The organism is Lacinutrix gracilariae (assembly GCF_042684485.1).
Lineage (GTDB): Bacteria > Bacteroidota > Bacteroidia > Flavobacteriales > Flavobacteriaceae > Oceanihabitans > Oceanihabitans gracilariae.
In genome coordinates, this window is sequence record NZ_JBHULM010000007.1 from 527,866 (window position 1) to 546,051 (window position 18,186).

General features: G+C 30.8%; 21 protein-coding genes. 16 read left to right on the plus strand and 5 right to left on the minus strand.

Translation table 11 applies throughout. The features are described from left to right. Nucleotide 1: 1 nt before the first annotated feature. Nucleotides 2–1,276: a serine hydroxymethyltransferase gene (gene glyA / locus ACFSSB_RS05295; protein WP_379901735.1), complete on the minus strand. Its 1,275-nt coding sequence runs from the start codon at nt 1,274–1,276 to the stop codon at nt 2–4. Between the two features lie 232 nt (nt 1,277–1,508). On the opposite strand from glyA, the gene fahA reads away from it, so the two are divergent. Continuing rightward, nucleotides 1,509–2,801 carry a fumarylacetoacetase gene (fahA, locus tag ACFSSB_RS05300; RefSeq protein ID WP_379901737.1) on the plus strand — a complete coding sequence of 431 codons (1,293 nt, stop codon included), beginning with the start codon at nt 1,509–1,511 and terminating at the stop codon, nt 2,799–2,801. 66 nt (nt 2,802–2,867) lie between these two features. Here fahA and ACFSSB_RS05305 read toward each other — a convergent pair whose 3' ends face one another. Further along, nucleotides 2,868–3,713, minus strand: a complete 846-nt coding sequence (locus tag ACFSSB_RS05305; RefSeq protein ID WP_379901740.1) for a DUF2911 domain-containing protein — start codon at nt 3,711–3,713, stop codon at nt 2,868–2,870. Nucleotides 3,714–3,997: 284 nt separating this feature from the next. Between ACFSSB_RS05305 and ACFSSB_RS05310 the strand changes: the two genes are divergently transcribed. From ACFSSB_RS05310 to ACFSSB_RS05360, 11 genes are all read left to right on the plus strand, one after another. Continuing rightward, complete coding sequence (locus tag ACFSSB_RS05310; RefSeq protein ID WP_379901742.1) at nt 3,998–4,657, plus strand: TetR family transcriptional regulator C-terminal domain-containing protein; 660 nt, start codon at nt 3,998–4,000, stop codon at nt 4,655–4,657. Beyond that, nucleotides 4,654–5,964: an ABC1 kinase family protein gene (locus ACFSSB_RS05315; RefSeq protein WP_379901745.1), complete on the plus strand. Its 1,311-nt coding sequence runs from the start codon at nt 4,654–4,656 to the stop codon at nt 5,962–5,964. Before ACFSSB_RS05310 ends, ACFSSB_RS05315 begins: the two co-directional genes overlap by 4 nt. A 4-nt stretch (nt 5,965–5,968) precedes the next feature. Beyond that, nucleotides 5,969–7,390: an SDR family oxidoreductase gene (locus tag ACFSSB_RS05320; protein ID WP_379901747.1), complete on the plus strand. Its 1,422-nt coding sequence runs from the start codon at nt 5,969–5,971 to the stop codon at nt 7,388–7,390. Between the two features lie 45 nt (nt 7,391–7,435). Further along, on the plus strand, nt 7,436–7,660 hold the full coding sequence (locus tag ACFSSB_RS05325; RefSeq protein WP_379901750.1) for a hypothetical protein: 225 nt from the start codon (nt 7,436–7,438) through the stop codon (nt 7,658–7,660). A 1-nt stretch (nt 7,661) separates the two neighbouring features. After that, nucleotides 7,662–8,345, plus strand: a complete 684-nt coding sequence (locus ACFSSB_RS05330; protein WP_379901753.1) for an SDR family oxidoreductase — start codon at nt 7,662–7,664, stop codon at nt 8,343–8,345. A gap of 30 nt (nt 8,346–8,375) precedes the next feature. Continuing rightward, nucleotides 8,376–8,885, plus strand: coding sequence for a glutathione peroxidase (locus tag ACFSSB_RS05335; protein WP_379902143.1), 510 nt, complete (start codon nt 8,376–8,378; stop codon nt 8,883–8,885). 6 nt (nt 8,886–8,891) lie between these two features. Beyond that, a complete protein-coding gene (locus tag ACFSSB_RS05340) occupies nt 8,892–9,062 on the plus strand; it encodes a Lacal_2735 family protein (RefSeq protein ID WP_379901756.1) in 171 nt (56 codons plus the stop codon). Between the two features lies 1 nt (nt 9,063). Then, complete coding sequence (locus ACFSSB_RS05345) at nt 9,064–9,519, plus strand: TspO/MBR family protein (protein WP_379901758.1); 456 nt, start codon at nt 9,064–9,066, stop codon at nt 9,517–9,519. Next, nucleotides 9,519–9,986 (plus strand): SRPBCC family protein, encoded by a 468-nt coding sequence (locus ACFSSB_RS05350; RefSeq protein WP_379901761.1) that lies wholly within the window; start codon nt 9,519–9,521, stop codon nt 9,984–9,986. Before ACFSSB_RS05345 ends, ACFSSB_RS05350 begins: the two co-directional genes overlap by 1 nt. Continuing rightward, nucleotides 9,983–11,293 carry a cryptochrome/photolyase family protein gene (locus tag ACFSSB_RS05355; protein ID WP_379901764.1) on the plus strand — a complete coding sequence of 437 codons (1,311 nt, stop codon included), beginning with the start codon at nt 9,983–9,985 and terminating at the stop codon, nt 11,291–11,293. The genes ACFSSB_RS05350 and ACFSSB_RS05355 overlap by 4 nt, the downstream gene beginning before the upstream one ends. A 68-nt stretch (nt 11,294–11,361) precedes the next feature. Further along, nucleotides 11,362–11,724, plus strand: a complete 363-nt coding sequence (locus tag ACFSSB_RS05360) for a SnoaL-like domain-containing protein (RefSeq protein ID WP_379901766.1) — start codon at nt 11,362–11,364, stop codon at nt 11,722–11,724. A 75-nt stretch (nt 11,725–11,799) separates the two neighbouring features. On the opposite strand, the gene murA is transcribed toward ACFSSB_RS05360, so the two are convergent. The 3 genes from murA to ACFSSB_RS05375 form a co-directional block, all read right to left on the minus strand. Continuing rightward, nucleotides 11,800–13,110: a UDP-N-acetylglucosamine 1-carboxyvinyltransferase gene (murA, locus tag ACFSSB_RS05365; RefSeq protein ID WP_379901769.1), complete on the minus strand. Its 1,311-nt coding sequence runs from the start codon at nt 13,108–13,110 to the stop codon at nt 11,800–11,802. A 6-nt stretch (nt 13,111–13,116) separates the two neighbouring features. Then, the gene (locus tag ACFSSB_RS05370) at nt 13,117–13,767 is read right to left on the minus strand and encodes a DUF4290 domain-containing protein (RefSeq protein ID WP_379901772.1); all 651 of its coding nucleotides are present in this window, start codon (nt 13,765–13,767) and stop codon (nt 13,117–13,119) included. A gap of 65 nt (nt 13,768–13,832) precedes the next feature. Further along, on the minus strand, nt 13,833–14,126 hold the full coding sequence (locus ACFSSB_RS05375) for a DUF493 family protein (protein ID WP_379901775.1): 294 nt from the start codon (nt 14,124–14,126) through the stop codon (nt 13,833–13,835). 91 nt (nt 14,127–14,217) lie between these two features. On the opposite strand from ACFSSB_RS05375, the gene ACFSSB_RS05380 reads away from it, so the two are divergent. From ACFSSB_RS05380 to ACFSSB_RS05395, 4 genes are all read left to right on the plus strand, one after another. Continuing rightward, complete coding sequence (locus ACFSSB_RS05380; protein ID WP_379901777.1) at nt 14,218–14,760, plus strand: AAA family ATPase; 543 nt, start codon at nt 14,218–14,220, stop codon at nt 14,758–14,760. Further along, the gene (locus tag ACFSSB_RS05385; protein WP_379901779.1) at nt 14,760–16,661 is read left to right on the plus strand and encodes a RecQ family ATP-dependent DNA helicase; all 1,902 of its coding nucleotides are present in this window, start codon (nt 14,760–14,762) and stop codon (nt 16,659–16,661) included. The genes ACFSSB_RS05380 and ACFSSB_RS05385 overlap by 1 nt, the downstream gene beginning before the upstream one ends. Beyond that, the gene (gene fmt / locus ACFSSB_RS05390) at nt 16,661–17,608 is read left to right on the plus strand and encodes a methionyl-tRNA formyltransferase (protein ID WP_379901781.1); all 948 of its coding nucleotides are present in this window, start codon (nt 16,661–16,663) and stop codon (nt 17,606–17,608) included. Before ACFSSB_RS05385 ends, fmt begins: the two co-directional genes overlap by 1 nt. A gap of 188 nt (nt 17,609–17,796) precedes the next feature. Then, entirely contained in the window at nt 17,797–18,069 is a 273-nt protein-coding gene (locus tag ACFSSB_RS05395; protein WP_215966428.1) for an HU family DNA-binding protein, read from the plus strand. Nucleotides 18,070–18,186 lie beyond the last annotated feature (117 nt).

The following is an 18,186-nucleotide window of genomic DNA, read 5'->3' on the forward strand; positions in this document are numbered from 1 at the left end:
ATTACGCTACAAAAAGAGGTAAATCTTGCATCATTGCATTTACTTTAATAGCAATAGTTTCTAATTTTTCTTCGTCTTGGTAGTTAGTAATTACTTCATCAATTAAAGCAACAATACCTTCCATATCTCCTTCTTTTAAACCTCTAGTGGTAATTGCTGGTGTACCAATACGTATTCCTGAAGTTACAAATGGGCTTTTATCATCAAAAGGAACCATGTTTTTATTTACTGTAATATCTGCTTTTACTAAGGCTTGTTCTGCGTCTTTACCTGTAATGTTTTTGTTACGTAAATCTATTAGCATCATGTGGTTATCTGTACCACCAGAGATAATATTATAATCTCTTTTTACTAAAGCTTCTGCCATGGCAGCTGCATTTTTCTTTACTTGTAACATATAATGCATGTACTCTTCGGTAAGTGCTTCACCAAATGCAATTGCTTTTGCAGCAATAATATGTTCTAATGGTCCTCCTTGATTTCCTGGAAAAACAGCAGAATTTAAAAGCGAAGACATTTTACGTAAGCTTCCGTTTTTTAATTTTAAACCAAATGGGTTATCAAAATCTTGACCCATCATAATCATTCCACCTCTTGGCCCACGTAATGTTTTATGTGTAGTTGTAGTTACAATATGACAATGTGGTAAAGGATCATTTAAAATTCCTTTTGCAATTAATCCTGCAGGATGAGAAATATCTGCAACTAAAATGGCTCCAACAGTATCTGCTATTTCACGAAAACGTTTAAAATCCATATCACGAGAATATGCCGAGGCACCTGCAATAATTAACTTTGGTTTTTCACGTTCTGCTACTTCTGCAACATGATCATAATCTATTAATCCTGTTTCTTTATCTACTCCGTAAAATACAGGGTTGTATAATTTACCAGAAAAATTAACTGAAGACCCATGGGTTAAGTGTCCTCCATGAGACAAATCAAAACCTAAAATAGTATCACCAGGATTTAAACAAGCAAAAAATACAGCTGTATTTGCTTGGCTACCAGAGTGAGGTTGTACGTTTACGTAAGCTGCACCAAATAAAGCTTTTGCTCTATCTATTGCTAATTGCTCTACTTCATCAACTACTTCACAGCCTCCATAATACCTTTTACCAGGATATCCTTCTGCATATTTATTAGTTAATACAGAACCTGCAGCTTCCATTACTTGGTTGCTTACAAAGTTTTCTGAAGCTATAAGTTCAATACCTTCTAGTTGTCTTTCTTTTTCGGCTTGAATAAGTTCAAAGATTTGTTCGTCGCGTTGCATAAATATTATTTTTAAATTTCCTTTCTAATGGAAATCTAGTTAAAGTTAAAAATTTATCAAAAATAAGAATTACATTAGTTAAATACATCAAAAAACATATATTTACTTCGAGATTGTTATTTTTTTTTAATACAATCTCTTTGAACCGGCTTTTATGTTTTAAAAATTAGTATTAAAATAAAAAGTTATGTAGGTTTACGTAGATTTAACAAACATTTAATTACAAAAAAATATGCCAATTTCAGCTAATAATCCAGATAGAACGTCCTGGTTGCATGTAGATAAAAATTCAGATTTCCCTATTCAAAACATTCCTTTTGGAGTTTTTCTTACAAGAGATGACATTATTACCATAGGAACTAGAATTGGAGATACAGCAATAGATTTAGGAGCTTTACACCAATTAGGTTACTTTGAAGGTATTCCGTTAACCGATGATATTTTTCTTCAAGACACTTTAAATGATTTTATTGCAGACGGAAGACAAACCTGGAGAGCTGTACGTAATAGAATTGCAGAAATTTTTGATGCTGAAAATGATGTGCTTAAAAACAATTTAAAGCATAAAGAAATTGTTTTGTTTCGTTTAGATGAAATTGAAATGCAATTACCAGTTCAAATTGGTGATTATACCGATTTTTATTCTAGTATAGAGCATGCTACTAACGTTGGTACCATGTTTAGAGACCCTAACAATGCATTATTACCAAACTGGTTACACATTCCTGTTGGATATCATGGTAGAAGTTCTTCTATTATTCCTTCTGGAATTCCTATTCATAGACCTCAAGGGCAAACCTTACCTGAAGGAGCAACAGAGCCTGTGTTTGGACCAAGTAAATTAGTAGATTTTGAATTAGAAATGGCTTTTATTACTACTGATGCTAATGATTTAGGAGAACCAATTCCTATTGAAGAAGCAGAGGAATATATTTTTGGATTGGTTTTATTTAATGACTGGTCTGCACGTGATATTCAAAAATGGGAATACGTACCATTAGGTCCGTTTTTAGCAAAAAGTTTTGCTTCTTCTATTTCGCCTTGGATTGTTACCTTAGATGCATTAGAACCATACAGAGTAGAAAGCCCTAAACCATTAAAAAAACAATTAGACTATTTACAATATAAAGGTAAAAAGAGTTTTGATATTAATTTAGAAGTTGCCATACAGCCACAAAAAGCAAAAGAAACGGTTGTAAGTAAATCTAACTTTAAACACTTATACTGGAACATGGCACAACAGTTAGCACACCATACTATAAATGGATGTCCTGTAAATTCTGGTGATATGATGGGAAGTGGTACTATTTCTGGTCCTACACCTGATAGCTATGGTTCTATGTTAGAAATTACTTGGAGAGGTGAAAGACCTGTTACCATGAAAGATGGTACAGAACGTAAGTTTATTAATGATAACGATACTGTTATAATGAGAGGGTATTGTGATAAAGATGGAACCAGAATTGGTTTTGGTGAAGTAAGCAATAAATTACTACCTATATTTAATCCTAAAAAAGGGAAATAAAATAAACACAATAAATAAAAAAGCGACCAATTGGTCGCTTTTTTTTATACGCTTAAATGGTTTTATTTATTTAGACCACTCTGCAATAGATTCTGTATTCATTTTAACATAATCTGCATTACCTGCTTTTTCTGCTAATTCTAAAGAAGCTTTAGCTGCTTTAATAGCACCTTCTTTATCTCCTAGTTTTGCATAGATTAAGGCTTGTCTTCTTAATTGCCAAAATTTAGGATCGTCTTTAGTCATTTCAATAACTTTATCAATCCAAACTTTTGCCGTTTTAAGATCTTTACCTTCTTCTAAATAATATGCAGCAGCAGCATAATAATCACCAGCTCCTGGTCCTGCCATTACTTTTTCAATGCTTTCTGTTACAGCAGCATCTGTTGGTACTGTAAAAGGAACACCAACATAGGTTTTTTCCCAAATAAACTCTAAAGTTCCACCACTATTAGATAGGTTGTTAATATCAATAGTAAAAGTTTCTACATTAAAAGGTATTTCGTGCACATCTGCAGTAACTCTTGCTGCTACTTTAGTTTCATCTAATTCTGCTGGTGCTCCTCCACCTGCATAATCTGTATAAAAAACCACATCCCATGAAGTTGCTTGAGGTATAACAAATATAGCATAAGTACCAGCTTTAAGTACTTTTCCTGCTACAGTAATATCATTGTTAAATGTAATTTTTGTTCTTAAGTTTGCTCCTGCTCTCCAAACTTTACCGAAAGGTACAAGGTCTCCAAATACTTTTCTTCCTTTTACTCCTGGACGTGAATATTCAAAAGTAAAATCTGTTAATCCTACCTTCTGCTCCACTTTACTAAACGGACTTGGTTGAGGGGTTTTAATTTGCGCATTTACTTGAACAGATAAAGTAAATACCAATGCAATTAATAAAAGTTTTTTCATTGTTATTGTATTAATGGTTGATAATATTTTGCTATAAAATTACACATTAACTAAACCTTAACTGTTAATAAAAGTATAAATAAAGCTTGATTTGCAGATAAAACTACTATTATAGACATTATAATTTTTCGATATAAAAATTGTATTTTTATAGATAAACCAAGGTTTTTATGGGCTTTTAACAATTCCTATAAGTTTTATTTATAATACCATAAACAACTTGTCTAATAATTAATTAAATTAGTTAGACAAATTTTTGTATATTTACTTATAATTAAAAAATTATGACAAGAAAAAAAGCAAATAAAAGTCTAGATATTATCTCTTTTTATATGGATTATATCCTAGAAAACAATAAAAAACCAAACACTGTATATCAATTTGCTAAAGCTTATGATATTACAGAAGAAGACTTTTACAAGCATTTTGCTTCTTTTAAAGTTTTAGAAGCCTCTATTTTTAGTGCCTTTTTTGATAATACCATTCAAGCATTATTAAAGAGTGAAGACTACAAGTCTTTTGATGCTAGGAACAAATTATTAAGTTTCTATTATACTTTTTTTGAAAACTTAACTGCAAATAGAAGCTATGTTTTATTTGTATTACAGGAAAACAAGAATAGCATTAAAGGCTTACAAATGCTATCTCCTTTAAAGCATCGTTTTTCAGAATACATTGAGTCTCTAGAAATAGAAACCATAGATATACCACAAAAACAGATACAGCAAATTCAAAATAAAGCTTTAAAAGAATCTGCTTGGATGCAACTTTTACTTACTATAAAATTTTGGATGGAAGATACATCTGCATCCTTTGAAAAAACAGATGTCTTTATTGAAAAATCTGTAAACACAAGTTTTGATATTTTAAATATCACTCCTTTAAAGAGTGTTGTTGATTTAGGTAAATTTTTGTTTAAAGAAAAAACAAACATGAGCTTATGAAAACTATAGATAAAATACCTATTTCAAAAATACAACGTGCATCTAAACTAGTTAGTACAGGTGCTAAAGTAGGTGTAAACTACCTTAAATATTATGGTGATAAAATGGTGAATTCTACAGAAGAAGCCAAAGATCGTCTTAATAAAAACAATGCAGAAGATATTTATGATAGTTTAAAACAACTTAAAGGAAGCGCCTTAAAAGTGGCACAAATGCTAAGCATGGAAAAAAGTTTATTACCACAAGCTTATGTTGAAAAATTTTCGCTTTCTCAATTTTCTGTTCCACCTCTATCTCCTGCTCTAGTTATTAAAACCTTTAAACAATATTTTGGTAAGCCACCAAATGAATTGTTTGATACCTTTAATGCAACCTCTGTAAATGCTGCCAGTATTGGTCAAGTGCATGCTGCAGAAAAAAATGGCAAGAAACTTGCAGTAAAGATTCAGTATCCTGGCGTGGCAGAAAGTATTTCTTCAGATTTAGCTATGGTAAAACCTATAGCAATGAGTATGTTTAATATAAAAGGAAAAGATTCTGATAAATACTTTAAAGAAGTAGAAACAAAGCTTATTGAAGAAACCAATTATATTTTAGAAATTGAGCAAAGTAAAGAAGTAGCAAAGGCATGTGCGCACATACCTAACCTACTATTTCCTCAATATTATGAAGAGTTATCTTCAGAACGAATCATTACTATGGATTATATGCATGGTAAACATCTTTCAGAATTCACAGCAATAAACCAAGATGCAGATAAGGCAAATCAAGTAGGACAAGCGCTTTGGGATTTTTACATGTTTCAAATTCATAAATTAAAAAAGGTACATGCAGATCCGCATCCTGGAAACTTTTTAGTTTCTGAAGAAGGAAAACTAATTGCTTTAGATTTTGGTTGTATGAAGCATATTCCAGACGCCTTTTACACTCCTTATTTTGAATTAGCTAAAAAAGAAAACATTGATAATCAAGAACTATTTCTTACTAAATTATACGAACTTGAAATTTTAAAAGAAGAAGATAGTACTGAAGAAATTGCGTTTTTTACAGAAATGTTTCACAAAATGCTAAGCCTTTTTGCAAAACCTTTACAAGGAGAAACTTTCGATTTTTCAGACGAATATTTCTTTAAAGAAATAGCAGCTTTAGGAGAACACTACTCTAAAAACACAGAATTAAGAAAAATGAATGGAAACAGAGGTTCTAAACATTTTATATATATAAACAGAACCTTTTTTGGGCTTTATAATCTTATGTTCGATTTAAAAGCAAAACATATAAAAATCAATAATTTTTACACTCTTTAATACCATGAATATTCTTGTAACAGGAGCTACTGGCTACATTGGCAAACGCATGATACCTTTATTAGTAAATGAAGGGCATCATGTTATTTGTGCTGTTAGAGATAAATTACGTGCAGATAAAAGCTACTTACAAGAAGAACAAATTGAAATTATTGAAGTTGATTTTTTAAAACCAGAAACATTAAAAAATATTCCTAAACAAATTGATGCTGCCTATTACCTTATTCATTCTATGTCTAATACCTCAAACGATTTTGAAAAATTAGAACAAGAATGTGCAGCTAATTTTAAAAATGCATTAGAAAAAACACAAGTACAGCAAGTTATTTATTTAAGTGGTATTACTAATGATAATAAGCTATCTAAGCATCTTAAATCCCGTAAAAACGTAGAAAACACACTACAATCAAACAATTACACATTAACGGTTTTTAAAGCAGGTATCATTGTAGGTTCTGGTAGTTCTTCTTTTGAAATTATTAGAGATTTAGTAGAAAAACTACCTTTTATGATTGCTCCTAAATGGCTAAACACAAAAACACAACCATTGGCTGTACGTGATGTGCTTTCGTTTTTATTAAAAAGTTTAGGAAACCAAAAAACATACAATAAGTCCTTTGATATTTTTGGACCAGAAATTTTAACCTATAAGCAAATGCTTTTGCAGTTTGCAGAAGTAAGACAACTTAAAAGATACATTTTTACAGTTCCTGTAATGACACCAAAACTTTCTTCGTATTGGTTATATTTTGTAACCTCAACATCTTACAAACTAGCTACAAACCTTGTAGACAGTATGGGAGTGGAAATTATAGGCAAAAAAAGTAATATCAATACCATTTTAAACGTACAACCTTTAAGCTATAAAGAAGCTGTTGCATTGGCTTTTGAAAAAATTGAGCAAAATAGTATTATTTCAAGCTGGAAAGATTCTCTTATTAGTAGCGGAAGACTAAAAAATAATTTCCACAAATATATTAACGTTCCTAAATACGGTTGCTTTAAAGATTACAAGGAGCTTAAAATAAAAAACAGCAAAAAAACTTTAGACAAAATTTGGTCTATTGGTGGTAAAACAGGTTGGTACTATGGTAATTTTCTTTGGAAACTTAGAGGTTATCTGGATAAGCTTTTTGGTGGTATTGGACTAAGACGTGGCAGAACAAGCACTACAGATCTTGATGCTGGTGATGCTCTAGATTTTTGGCGAGTAATTTATGCAGATAAAGAAAAACAAAAACTACTACTCTTTGCTGAAATGAAATTACCTGGTGAAGCATGGTTAGAATTTAAAATAGAAGACAACCTTTTAAAACAAACCGCAACGTTTAGACCTAGAGGAATACTAGGCAGATTGTATTGGTATAGCGTATTACCTTTTCACGGTTTTATTTTTAAAGGAATGATAAAAAAACTAAACGAATAAAGAATTAAAAACAATAGAATAACAAACAATTAAAAACAAGAACTCATGGATTTAATAAACAAAGCATTAAAATTTGAAAAGCAAAAATTAAACTCTTTAAGTACAAGCGATAGAGTAAAAATTTCAAGAGAAGCAAAATCACTTATCTTAAGCTTAAACGAAATATATAAAGTAAAAAAAGATAAGGAAATCATGGACATCATGAAAAGACTTACTGCTATTAAAGTAAAAGTTGAAAAAAGATTAAAAGGAAAACCTTTAACTGCTTAAAATGAAAACCTATATAATAATTGGTGGTAGCAAAGGTATTGGTAAAGCTTTTATTGAAAATTTTATAGAAGAACATAAAATTATTAATATAAGCAGGACTACACCTAGCGTAAAACATAACAATCTTACACATTATGATTGTGATGTTTTAACAGATGATTTGCCAGAAATAGAAAATGCAGATGGCTTAATTTATTGTCCTGGAAGCATCAATCTAAAACCAATTAGTAGGTTAAAAATTGAAGATTTTAAAGCCGATTTTGAAATAAATGTTATTGGAGCTGTAAAAGCTATTCAGCACTATTTACCTGCTTTAAAAAAGAGTAACCAAGCTGCTATTGTATTATTTAGTACTGTAGCATCTAAATTAGGTATGCCTTATCATGCAAGTATTGCAACTGCAAAATCTGCAGTAGAAGGTTTGGTAAAATCTCTTGGTGCAGAACTGGCTCCTAGTATTAGAATTAACGCTATCGCTCCTACTGTTACAGACACAGAGCTAGCTTCTAAACTATTACGAAATGATAAAATGATAGCAAACATTACAGAGCGTCATCCTTTAAAAAACTATCTAAAACCAAAAGAGGTTGCAGAAATGGCAAGTTTTTTATTATCCAACAAAGCGGCTTCTATGTCAGGCCAAATTTTTGAAATGGATTACGGCATTGTTTCGTTTAAACTATAATTAATGAAATATCTTATAATCACTTGTATTATGTTAAACCTTTTCAATAAAACGCAAACTCCATCTACTACTTCTATTTATGATATCAAAATAAATAGTTTAGAGGGCAAACCTATTGATTTAGCAGACTATAAAAACAAAATGATACTAATAGTCAATGTAGCTTCAGAATGTGGTTTTACAGGACAATATAAAGATCTTCAAAAACTTTATGATACGTATCAAGATAAGTTAATGGTTATTGGTGTGCCTTGCAATCAATTTGGAGGTCAAGAATCTGGAACAGCAAATGAAATTCAAAATTTTTGTCAAAAAAACTATGGTGTAACCTTTTTAATGACCGAAAAAATAGAAGTTAAAGGCAATAACCAACATCCACTTTACCAATGGTTAACCTCTAAAGATTTAAACGGAAAATCAAATTCTACCGTAAAATGGAATTTTCAAAAGTACCTGATCAATACAGAAGGACAATTGGTAGACTATTATTTTTCTATAACAAAACCTTTGAGCAATAAAATTACAAAACACTTAAAATAGTAAATCATGTTCGGGATATTTAAAAAGAAAACGAAAGCAGAAAAACTTCAAGAAAAATATAACAAGTTAATGAAACAATGGCATGAACTTTCTAGCACAAACAGAGCAGAAAGTGACAAAAAATATACCGAAGCTAACGCTATTTTAGAACAAATTGAAAATCTAAAAAAAATATAACATGCCTTTTTACAAAGTATTAATCTCTTTTTTAATTTTAAATTTTGGAGCGCTAGGTCTTGGTAGTTGGTTAATGAATAATGGACCAAGAAGCGAATGGTATATAAATTTAAATCAAGCGCCTTGGACACCTCCTGGTTGGGCATTTGGTGTAGCATGGACCTTGATCATGATATGCTTTTCTGTGTATATGGCACAATTGTACATTAAGTTTCCTACAAAAGAAGTCATTACACTTTTTGCATTACAGTTTTTTCTAAACGTAATATGGAACTACGTCTTTTTTAACCAACATCTCATACTACTAGGATTTTTAGTAATTATACTACTAACCATTTTAGTATGCTATTTCTTTTTTAAATTTCAAGATATACAAACTAGATATTTACTGTTACCATATATCATTTGGTTATGTATTGCAACTTCGTTAAATGGGTACATACTTATAAATAACTAATGAAAATTTATACCTTACATAAAAAGCAAAAACTTCCTATTTCTGTTGATACAGCATGGCAATTTCTTTCAGACCCTAAAAATCTAAAAGTAATAACTCCAGATTATATGAGTTTTAATATTCTTTCTGGAGCAGATAGACCTATGTATGCAGGACAAATAATACAATATATTGTCACTCCTATTTTAGGTATTAAAACCAAATGGGTTACAGAAATTACTCATAAAGTAAACAAGCATTATTTTGTAGACGAACAACGTTTTGGTCCATACGCATTATGGCATCATAAACATTTTATTAAAGAAATTGAAGGTGGTGTTGAAATGGAAGACATTATAGACTACAAAGTACCTTTTGGTTTTATTGGTCAGTTAGTGCAACTTTTTCTTGTTAAACCTAAACTAAATGAAATTTTTGAATACCGAAAAGAAAAACTAGAATCCCTTTTTGGAACCTATCCATCATGAAAGAACCTATTACTATTTTTTGGTTAAGACGCGATTTAAGATTGCACGATAACGCAGGATTATTTCACGCCTTACAAGCAGAAAAACCTGTATTACTTTTATTTATTTTTGATACCGAAATACTAGAGCAATTACCAAAAACAGATGCTCGTGTTACTTTTATATACAACACGCTACAAAACCTAAATAAAGAACTACAAACCAAACACAATAGTAGCATAGCTATGTATTTTGGCAAGCCTATAGAAGTGTACAAAAAACTAACAGCATCTTACACCATAGATGCTGTGTACACAAATAGAGATTACGAGCCTTACGCCAAACAACGTGATACCGAAATAGCTAGTTTTTTAAAAGCTAAAAACATAGGTTTTACAACCTGTAAAGACCATGTTGTTTTTGAAAAAGATGAAATAGTAAAAAAAGACGGAAAACCGTATTTAGTATATACACCTTACATGAAATTATGGAAGGCTACTTTTACAACAAAAAATATAGAAACCTATAATTCTATTGGTTTACTAAACAATTTAATTCAAGATAAAAATCTTCCTAGTTTAAGTTTAAAAGCTATTGGTTTTACTGCTTCTAATCAAGAGATACAACCATATAAAATTTCACCTACTCTAATTCAGCAATACGAAACTACTAGAAATTTCCCTGCACAAGATAGCACTTCAAGACTTGGTCCACATTTAAGATTTGGTACAGTAAGCATTCGTGAAATGGTACAAAAAGCTGTAGCCGAAACTAATGAAGTCTTTTGGCAAGAATTAATTTGGAGAGAATTCTTTATGCAAATCCTTTGGCATTTTCCGCAAACACTTACTTCTAGTTTTAAACCACAGTATGACAACATTAAATGGCGAAATAACGAAGAAGAGTTTAAACTTTGGTGTCAAGGAAAAACAGGATATCCTTTAGTAGATGCAGGCATGAGACAGTTAAATAAAACTGGCTTTATGCATAACAGAGTACGTATGCTTGTTGGTAGTTTTTTATGCAAACACTTATTAATAGATTGGCGATTAGGCGAAGCTTATTTTGCTGAAAAATTACACGATTATGAAATGGCTAGCAATGTTGGTAATTGGCAATGGGTTGCTGGTTGTGGTGTTGATGCTGCACCATATTTTCGCATATTTAATCCTACCACACAAATAACAAAATTTGATAAAAACCTAGAATACATAAAAAAATGGGTTCCAAATTTTCAAGAGCTTAGTTACCCAAAATCTATGGTAGACCATAAAGAAGCAAGAGAGCGTTGCTTACGTGTTTACAAAGAAGCATTAAACACTCATTAACAGCGAATTAACGCATTTACACATCTAATTTCAGTAACTTTAGGTAAACAACATTAAACGATAATAAGATGGAAACTAAAGATGTAGCAAAAAAATGGGCACAAATGTGCAGAGAAGGCAAAAACCTAGAATGTGTAAAGGAACTGTATGCTGAAAATGTAGTAAGCAGAGAAATGCCTGGAATGCCTGGAGAAATTGTAACAGGAAAACAAAATGTTTGGAACAAAAGTAAAGAGTGGCTTGATAATGTAAAAGAAATTCACTCTAGCTCTATAACAGACCCTGTGGTTGCAGGTAATCATTTTACCTCTAAAATGGATTTTGATGTGACTTTTAAAGATCGTGGAAGACAGAAAATGGAAGAAGTTGCCGTTTATGAAGTAAAGAATGGTAAAATTGCAAACGAGCAATATTTTTATTCTATGGAATAACGAAATTAACCAAAATAAAAAAGCTTCTATGTAACCATAGAAGCTTTTTGTATTATAATTATATAGGTTTTAGTTTTATTCTATACGCTCTATCTTTGCACCAATAGCACGAAGACGTTCGTCTATATTTTCATAACCTCTATCTATTTGTTCTATATTCTGAATCGTGGATGTTCCTTTAGCAGAAAGTGCTGCAATTAATAAAGATACACCAGCACGAATATCTGGAGAAGTCATGGTTGTTGCTTTTAAAGTAGATTTATAATCATGACCAATTACTGTGGCACGATGCGGATCGCAAAGAATTATTTTTGCTCCCATATCTATCAATTTATCTACAAAAAACAATCTACTTTCAAACATTTTTTGGTGTATTAAAACACTTCCTCTTGCTTGTGTTGCTACTACTAAAATAATACTCAATAAGTCTGGAGTAAATCCTGGCCAAGGAGCATCAGAAATAGTTAAAATAGAACCATCAATAAAGCTTTGTATTTCATAACCATCTGTATGTGCAGGAATATGTATATCATCTCCTTGTTTTTCTACAGTAATACCTAGTTTTCTAAAGGTTTCAGGAATAATTCCTAAATCGTCCCATGATACATTAGTAATGGTTAACTCACTTTTTGTCATAGCAGCTAGACCAATCCAACTACCAATTTCAATCATATCTGGAAGCATTCTATGCTCTGTTCCGCCTAGAGCGTCAACACCATCAATAATAAGCATGTTAGAACCAACACCACTTATCTTGGCTCCCATTCTGTTTAACATTTTACATAACTGCTGTAAATATGGTTCGCAAGCAGCATTGTAAATAGTAGTTTGTCCTTCTGCTAAAACAGCAGCCATTAAAATATTAGCTGTTCCTGTTACTGAAGCTTCTTCAAGTAACATGTATGTTCCTTTTAGTTTTTTAGCTTCTACACCATAAAACTGCTCTTCTCTACTATAGCCAAATTTAGCACCAAGCTTAATTAATCCTTCAAAATGAGTATCTAAACGACGACGACCAATTTTATCTCCTCCTGGTTTTGGTATATATCCTTTACCAAAACGTGCTAAAAGTGGTCCTACAATCATAATAGAGCCTCTTAAACCACGACCATCTATTTTAAATTGATCTGATTCTAAATATTCTAAATTTACCTCATCGGCTTGAAAAGTGTAAGAACCTTTACCTAGTTTGTTGATTTTTACACCAAGTTTTTTTAGTAGGTTTATTAGTTTATTAACATCAACAATATCTGGTATATTGTTAATGGTTACTAGTTCTGGAGTTAGTAATACAGCGCATAAAATTTGTAAGGCTTCATTTTTTGCTCCTTGAGGTTGAATTTTTCCTTTTAATTGATGACCTCCTTCAATTTTAAATGTTCCCATAAAATACTAGTAGCGTTTTCTGTTTCTGTTTTGGTTACTACCTCCTTTTTTGTGATGCGTTTTCTTTGTATTGGTGTATTTCTTTTTGCTTCGTAACAATGAAGATGCATCAGATAAATCTTCATTGGTCCCTTTTAAATTAATTTGACCGTTAGATAAATCGTATAAATGATTGAAAATCACATCATCTTCAACAGTATCTTTATTCCAATTTAAAAAGCACTTTTTCATGTGGTTTGCAATAGTAAATACTAAAGCATCCTTCATTTCTCCATCTTCCCAAGTAAGAGCTACATCAATCATGGTTTTTATATTATTACCATAAAATCTGTATTTAGGAAAATTTTGAGGGTATTTTAAAGGCTCAGGACTTGCATATACTTCTTCTCTAGAAGGTTTAGGAAATGGCGAGTCTACATCTAAATCAAAATCTGCCATTATAAAAAGCTGATCCCAAAGTTTATGTTGAAAATCTGGAACGTCACGTAAATGTGGTTGCATGTTTCCCATTACAGATATAATGGCTTTTACTAACTTATTACGTTCTTCTTTGGTTTCTCGTGTTTTAGCATGATTAATCATTTTCTGCATATGTCTTCCATATTCAGGTATAATTAAATGTTCACGCTCTGTATTATATTCTAAATTATCTATCAAAATTTAAGTGTAGAGTTATATTAATTGCACGTAGTTATTATGCTTGTGCAAAGTACAAAAAATAATTAAAGGCTAATAACTCCTTCTACATTTTCTGCTACTTCTTTATATTTTGCTATTACAGCCTTAGGATCTCTCATTAATACATTTATAGAAACACTAGTATACTTTCCGTTTTTAGATTCTATAGTATTAATTACTGCTCCCATATTATTAAATAAAGCTTCAATTTCTGCTATTTTTTGTACATCAGATTTTACTATAAATTTATATAAGTACTCTGATGGCCAAGTTGCAGTATCATACAATTGTGCTTCTAATTTTTTATAAAATTCTTCTGGGTTTTGTTTTTCGCTCATGATTAAAAAATATGTTGCAAAGATACAGTTTCCTTTACATTTTTTATTTATAATTTAAATTCCGATTTTTACACCCAAAACCTTGCCAAAATTGAATACTAAAAAAATTGTTATTACTGGAGGACCAGGAACAGGAAAAACTTCTATAATTAATGAGCTTACAAAACGTGGCCATGATTGTATTGAAGAAATATCTAGACAAATTACCTTAAAAGCTCGTGAAGATGGTATCGAGCAGCTATTTCTTACAGAGCCATTACTCTTTAGTGAGCTGCTTCTTAAAGGAAGAAAACAACAGTATATAGATGCTGAAGCTATACAAAAAGACTTTGTTTTTTTAGACAGAGGTATTCCTGACGTTTTGGCTTATATGGATTTTATTGGTGACACCTATCCTAAAGATTTCACAGATGCTTGTAAAGAGAATATTTATGATCATGTTTTTATTTTAGCGCCTTGGCAAGAAATTTTTAGTAGTGATAGTGAACGTTATGAAAATTTTGAGCAAGCTATTGAAATACACAAACACTTATTAAACACGTATAAAACGTACAATTATAGTTTATTAGATGTACCTTTTGGTTCTGTAGAAAGCAGAGCTGATTTTATATTAAATGTGGTAAAAGCATTGTAATGCAACACGCAATAAACATATTAGAACGTTATTGGAACTTTACTAGTTTTAGACCTTTTCAAGAAGACATTATTAATGCTGTAATAGCAGGAGAAGATGTTATGGCACTAATGCCAACTGGAGGAGGTAAGTCTTTATGTTTTCAAATTCCTGCTTTAGCTAAAGATGGTATTTGTATTGTTGTTTCTCCATTAATTGCTTTAATGAAAAACCAAGTGCAAGCTTTAACAGATAAAGGTATTAAAGCTATAGCACTAACAAGTGGTATACATTATAAAGATTTAGATACGCTTTTAGATAATTGTATTTATGGTAATTATAAGTTTTTATATCTATCTCCAGAACGTTTAGAGCAAGAGTTAGTGCAAGACAGAATAAGACAAATGAATGTAAACCTTATTGCTGTAGATGAAGCACACTGTATCTCTCAATGGGGAAATGATTTTAGGCCATCTTATAAAAACATAGAATTACTAAGACAAATAAAACCTAATGCTAATTGCATTGCACTTACAGCTTCTGCAACACCTCTTGTGGTTAAAGACATCACAAAAGAATTAGACTTTATAAGTCCTAAAATATTTAAACAATCTTTTGCAAGACCTAACCTAGCGTATATGGTTTTTCATGAAGATGATAAATACTATAAAATGGAAAGCATTTTAAAAAAACAAAATGCTCCTTCAATAATATATGTAAGAAACAGAAAAGCAACTGTAGAAATTAGCAACCAATTAGCGCAACAAAACATAAGCGCTACTTATTATCATGGTGGACTTAGTAATACTGAAAAAGACAATAGCCTAAACAACTGGCTACAAAATAAAAAACAAGTAATGGTTGCTACCAATGCCTTTGGTATGGGAATAGATAAACCAGATGTAAAAACAGTTATTCACCTTAATTTACCAGAAAGTATTGAGAGTTACTTTCAAGAAGCTGGTCGTGCAGGAAGAAATGGTAAAAAAGCATTTGCTGTTATTTTAAAAAATAATAGTGATGAAGCTTTAATTAAAAATCAATTTTTAGACTCCTTACCTACGGTAGATTTTGTAAAATTGGTTTACAGAAAGCTATGTAGCTATTTTCAAATATCCTATGGTGAAGGTATTGACTCCACGCATCAATTTAATTTTAACCAGTTTTGTAAAACCTATAAGTTCAATACCCTTTTATGCTATAATGCAGTTCAGTTTTTAGACCGAACAAGTGTTATTAGTTTATCTAAACAATTTCATAGGCAAACCCAAGTACAATTTATTATAAGCAATGCTAGTTTATTTTCTTATTTAAAAAACAACAACCATTTAAGCCTAGTTGTAAAATCTATACTTAGAACCTATGGAGGTATTTTTGATCAAGAAATAAAAATAAATACAACATTAATTGCAGACAAAGCTTCGGTTAATGAAAATATAGTATTAAAAGTACTAGCACAATTAGAAAAAGATGAAATAATTTCATTAAACGCATCAAAAACAGATGCCGAAATTACTTTTATAGTACCTCGAGAAGATGAAAAAACCATAAATGTAATAGCTAGTATTTTAAAACAACAAAATAAGTTAAAGCAAGAACAAGTAGCAGCTGTATTAAACTACGTAAAAAAGGACGACCTTTGTAAAAGTATACAACTGCTAAACTATTTTGGTGAACAAGATGCAAAACCTTGCGGGATTTGCTCTGTATGTATTACCAAAAAAACTACTGTTGTGCATGATACAAAAACGATAAAAAATGCTATTATCAACTTGCTTGAAAACCAAGATCTATCATCAAGAGCATTAAACAAACAATTACCATTTTCTGAAAAAGAAATTAATAATATGTTACAATTACTATTAGAGCATCATATTATTACAATAACAAAAACAAACACCTACAAATTAGCACATTTATAATGAGAGATTTAAGAATTATATTTATGGGAACTCCAGATTTTGCAGTTGCCACTTTACAAACATTAGTAGAAAACAACTATAATATTGTTGGTGTTATTACAGCGCCAGACAAACCAGCTGGTCGTGGTAGAAAACTAAACGAGTCTGCAGTTAAGCAATATGCAAAATCACAAGATTTAAACATTCTGCAGCCTACCAATTTAAAAGCAACAGCATTTACTGAAGAGTTAGCTGCATTAAAAGCAAACCTACATATAGTAGTTGCGTTTAGAATGTTACCAAAAGTAGTTTGGCAAATGCCAGAATATGGTACATTTAATTTACACGCTTCTTTATTGCCTAATTATAGAGGTGCTGCACCAATTAATTGGGCTATTATTAATGGCGAAACAAAAACAGGTGTCTCTACTTTTTTTATAGACGAAAAAATTGATACTGGCGAAATGATTTTGCAAGAAGAAATTTTAATTGAAGAAAATGAAAATGCAGGAAGCCTTCATGATAAATTAATGCACTTAGGAAGCCAATTAGTTTTAAAAACAGTTTCTCTTATAGCAGAAGGAAATGTAGAAACTACACCACAGCCTGAAAATGCCGAAATAAAAACAGCATACAAATTAAATAAAGACAATTGTAAAATAGATTTTAATGACAGTTTAGATAACATCTATAATAAAGTACGAGGATTAAGTCCGTATCCTGCTGCTTGGTGTGTTTTACAAAATGGAGAAGAAACACTAGACATTAAAATTTATGCTGCAGAAAAAGAGATAGAAACACATACGTTAGACATAGGAAAAGTTATAACTACCAAAAAAGAGATAAAGGTTTCTGTTAAAGAAGGTTACTTAATTATTAAAGAAATTAAGCTTCCAGGAAAACGAAAAATGGAAGCAAAAGCACTTTTAAACGGTTATAATTTTGATGCTAACGCAAAAATGCTGTAAAGCCTTATGCCTATTGACTTGTTAAAAATTTGAAAAAAAATAAGCATCTTTATTAACAAAACGCAAAAGTTATTAACAAAAACACGTATTTCCCTTGCTATTACTTGCATAGTATGAATTTCCGTATAATTTTGTAGAGGATATAACAATAATGTTTAACCAACAAATTAATAATTAAAATTAATATTATGAACAAAACAGATTTAATCGATGCAATGGCAGAACACGCAGGAATTACTAAAGCAGCTTCAAAAAAAGCTTTAGAATGTGCGTTAATAGAAATTGAAGGAGCTTTACAAAAAGGTAACAGAGTTTCTTTAGTAGGTTTTGGATCTTGGTCAGTTTCTAAAAGAGCTGCAAGAGATGGAAGAAACCCTCAAACAGGTGAAACTATAAAAATCAAAGCTAAAAATGTTGTTAAGTTTAAAGCTGGATCAGATTTATCTAATGCAGTAAACTAATTCTTTTTTAGAACATTATAAAAAGCCTTCTTACCTAAGAAGGCTTTTTTTTTATGTTAAGCCCAATAAATATTGGTTTATTAATAAAATTTTACTAGATTTAATTAGCTAAAATCA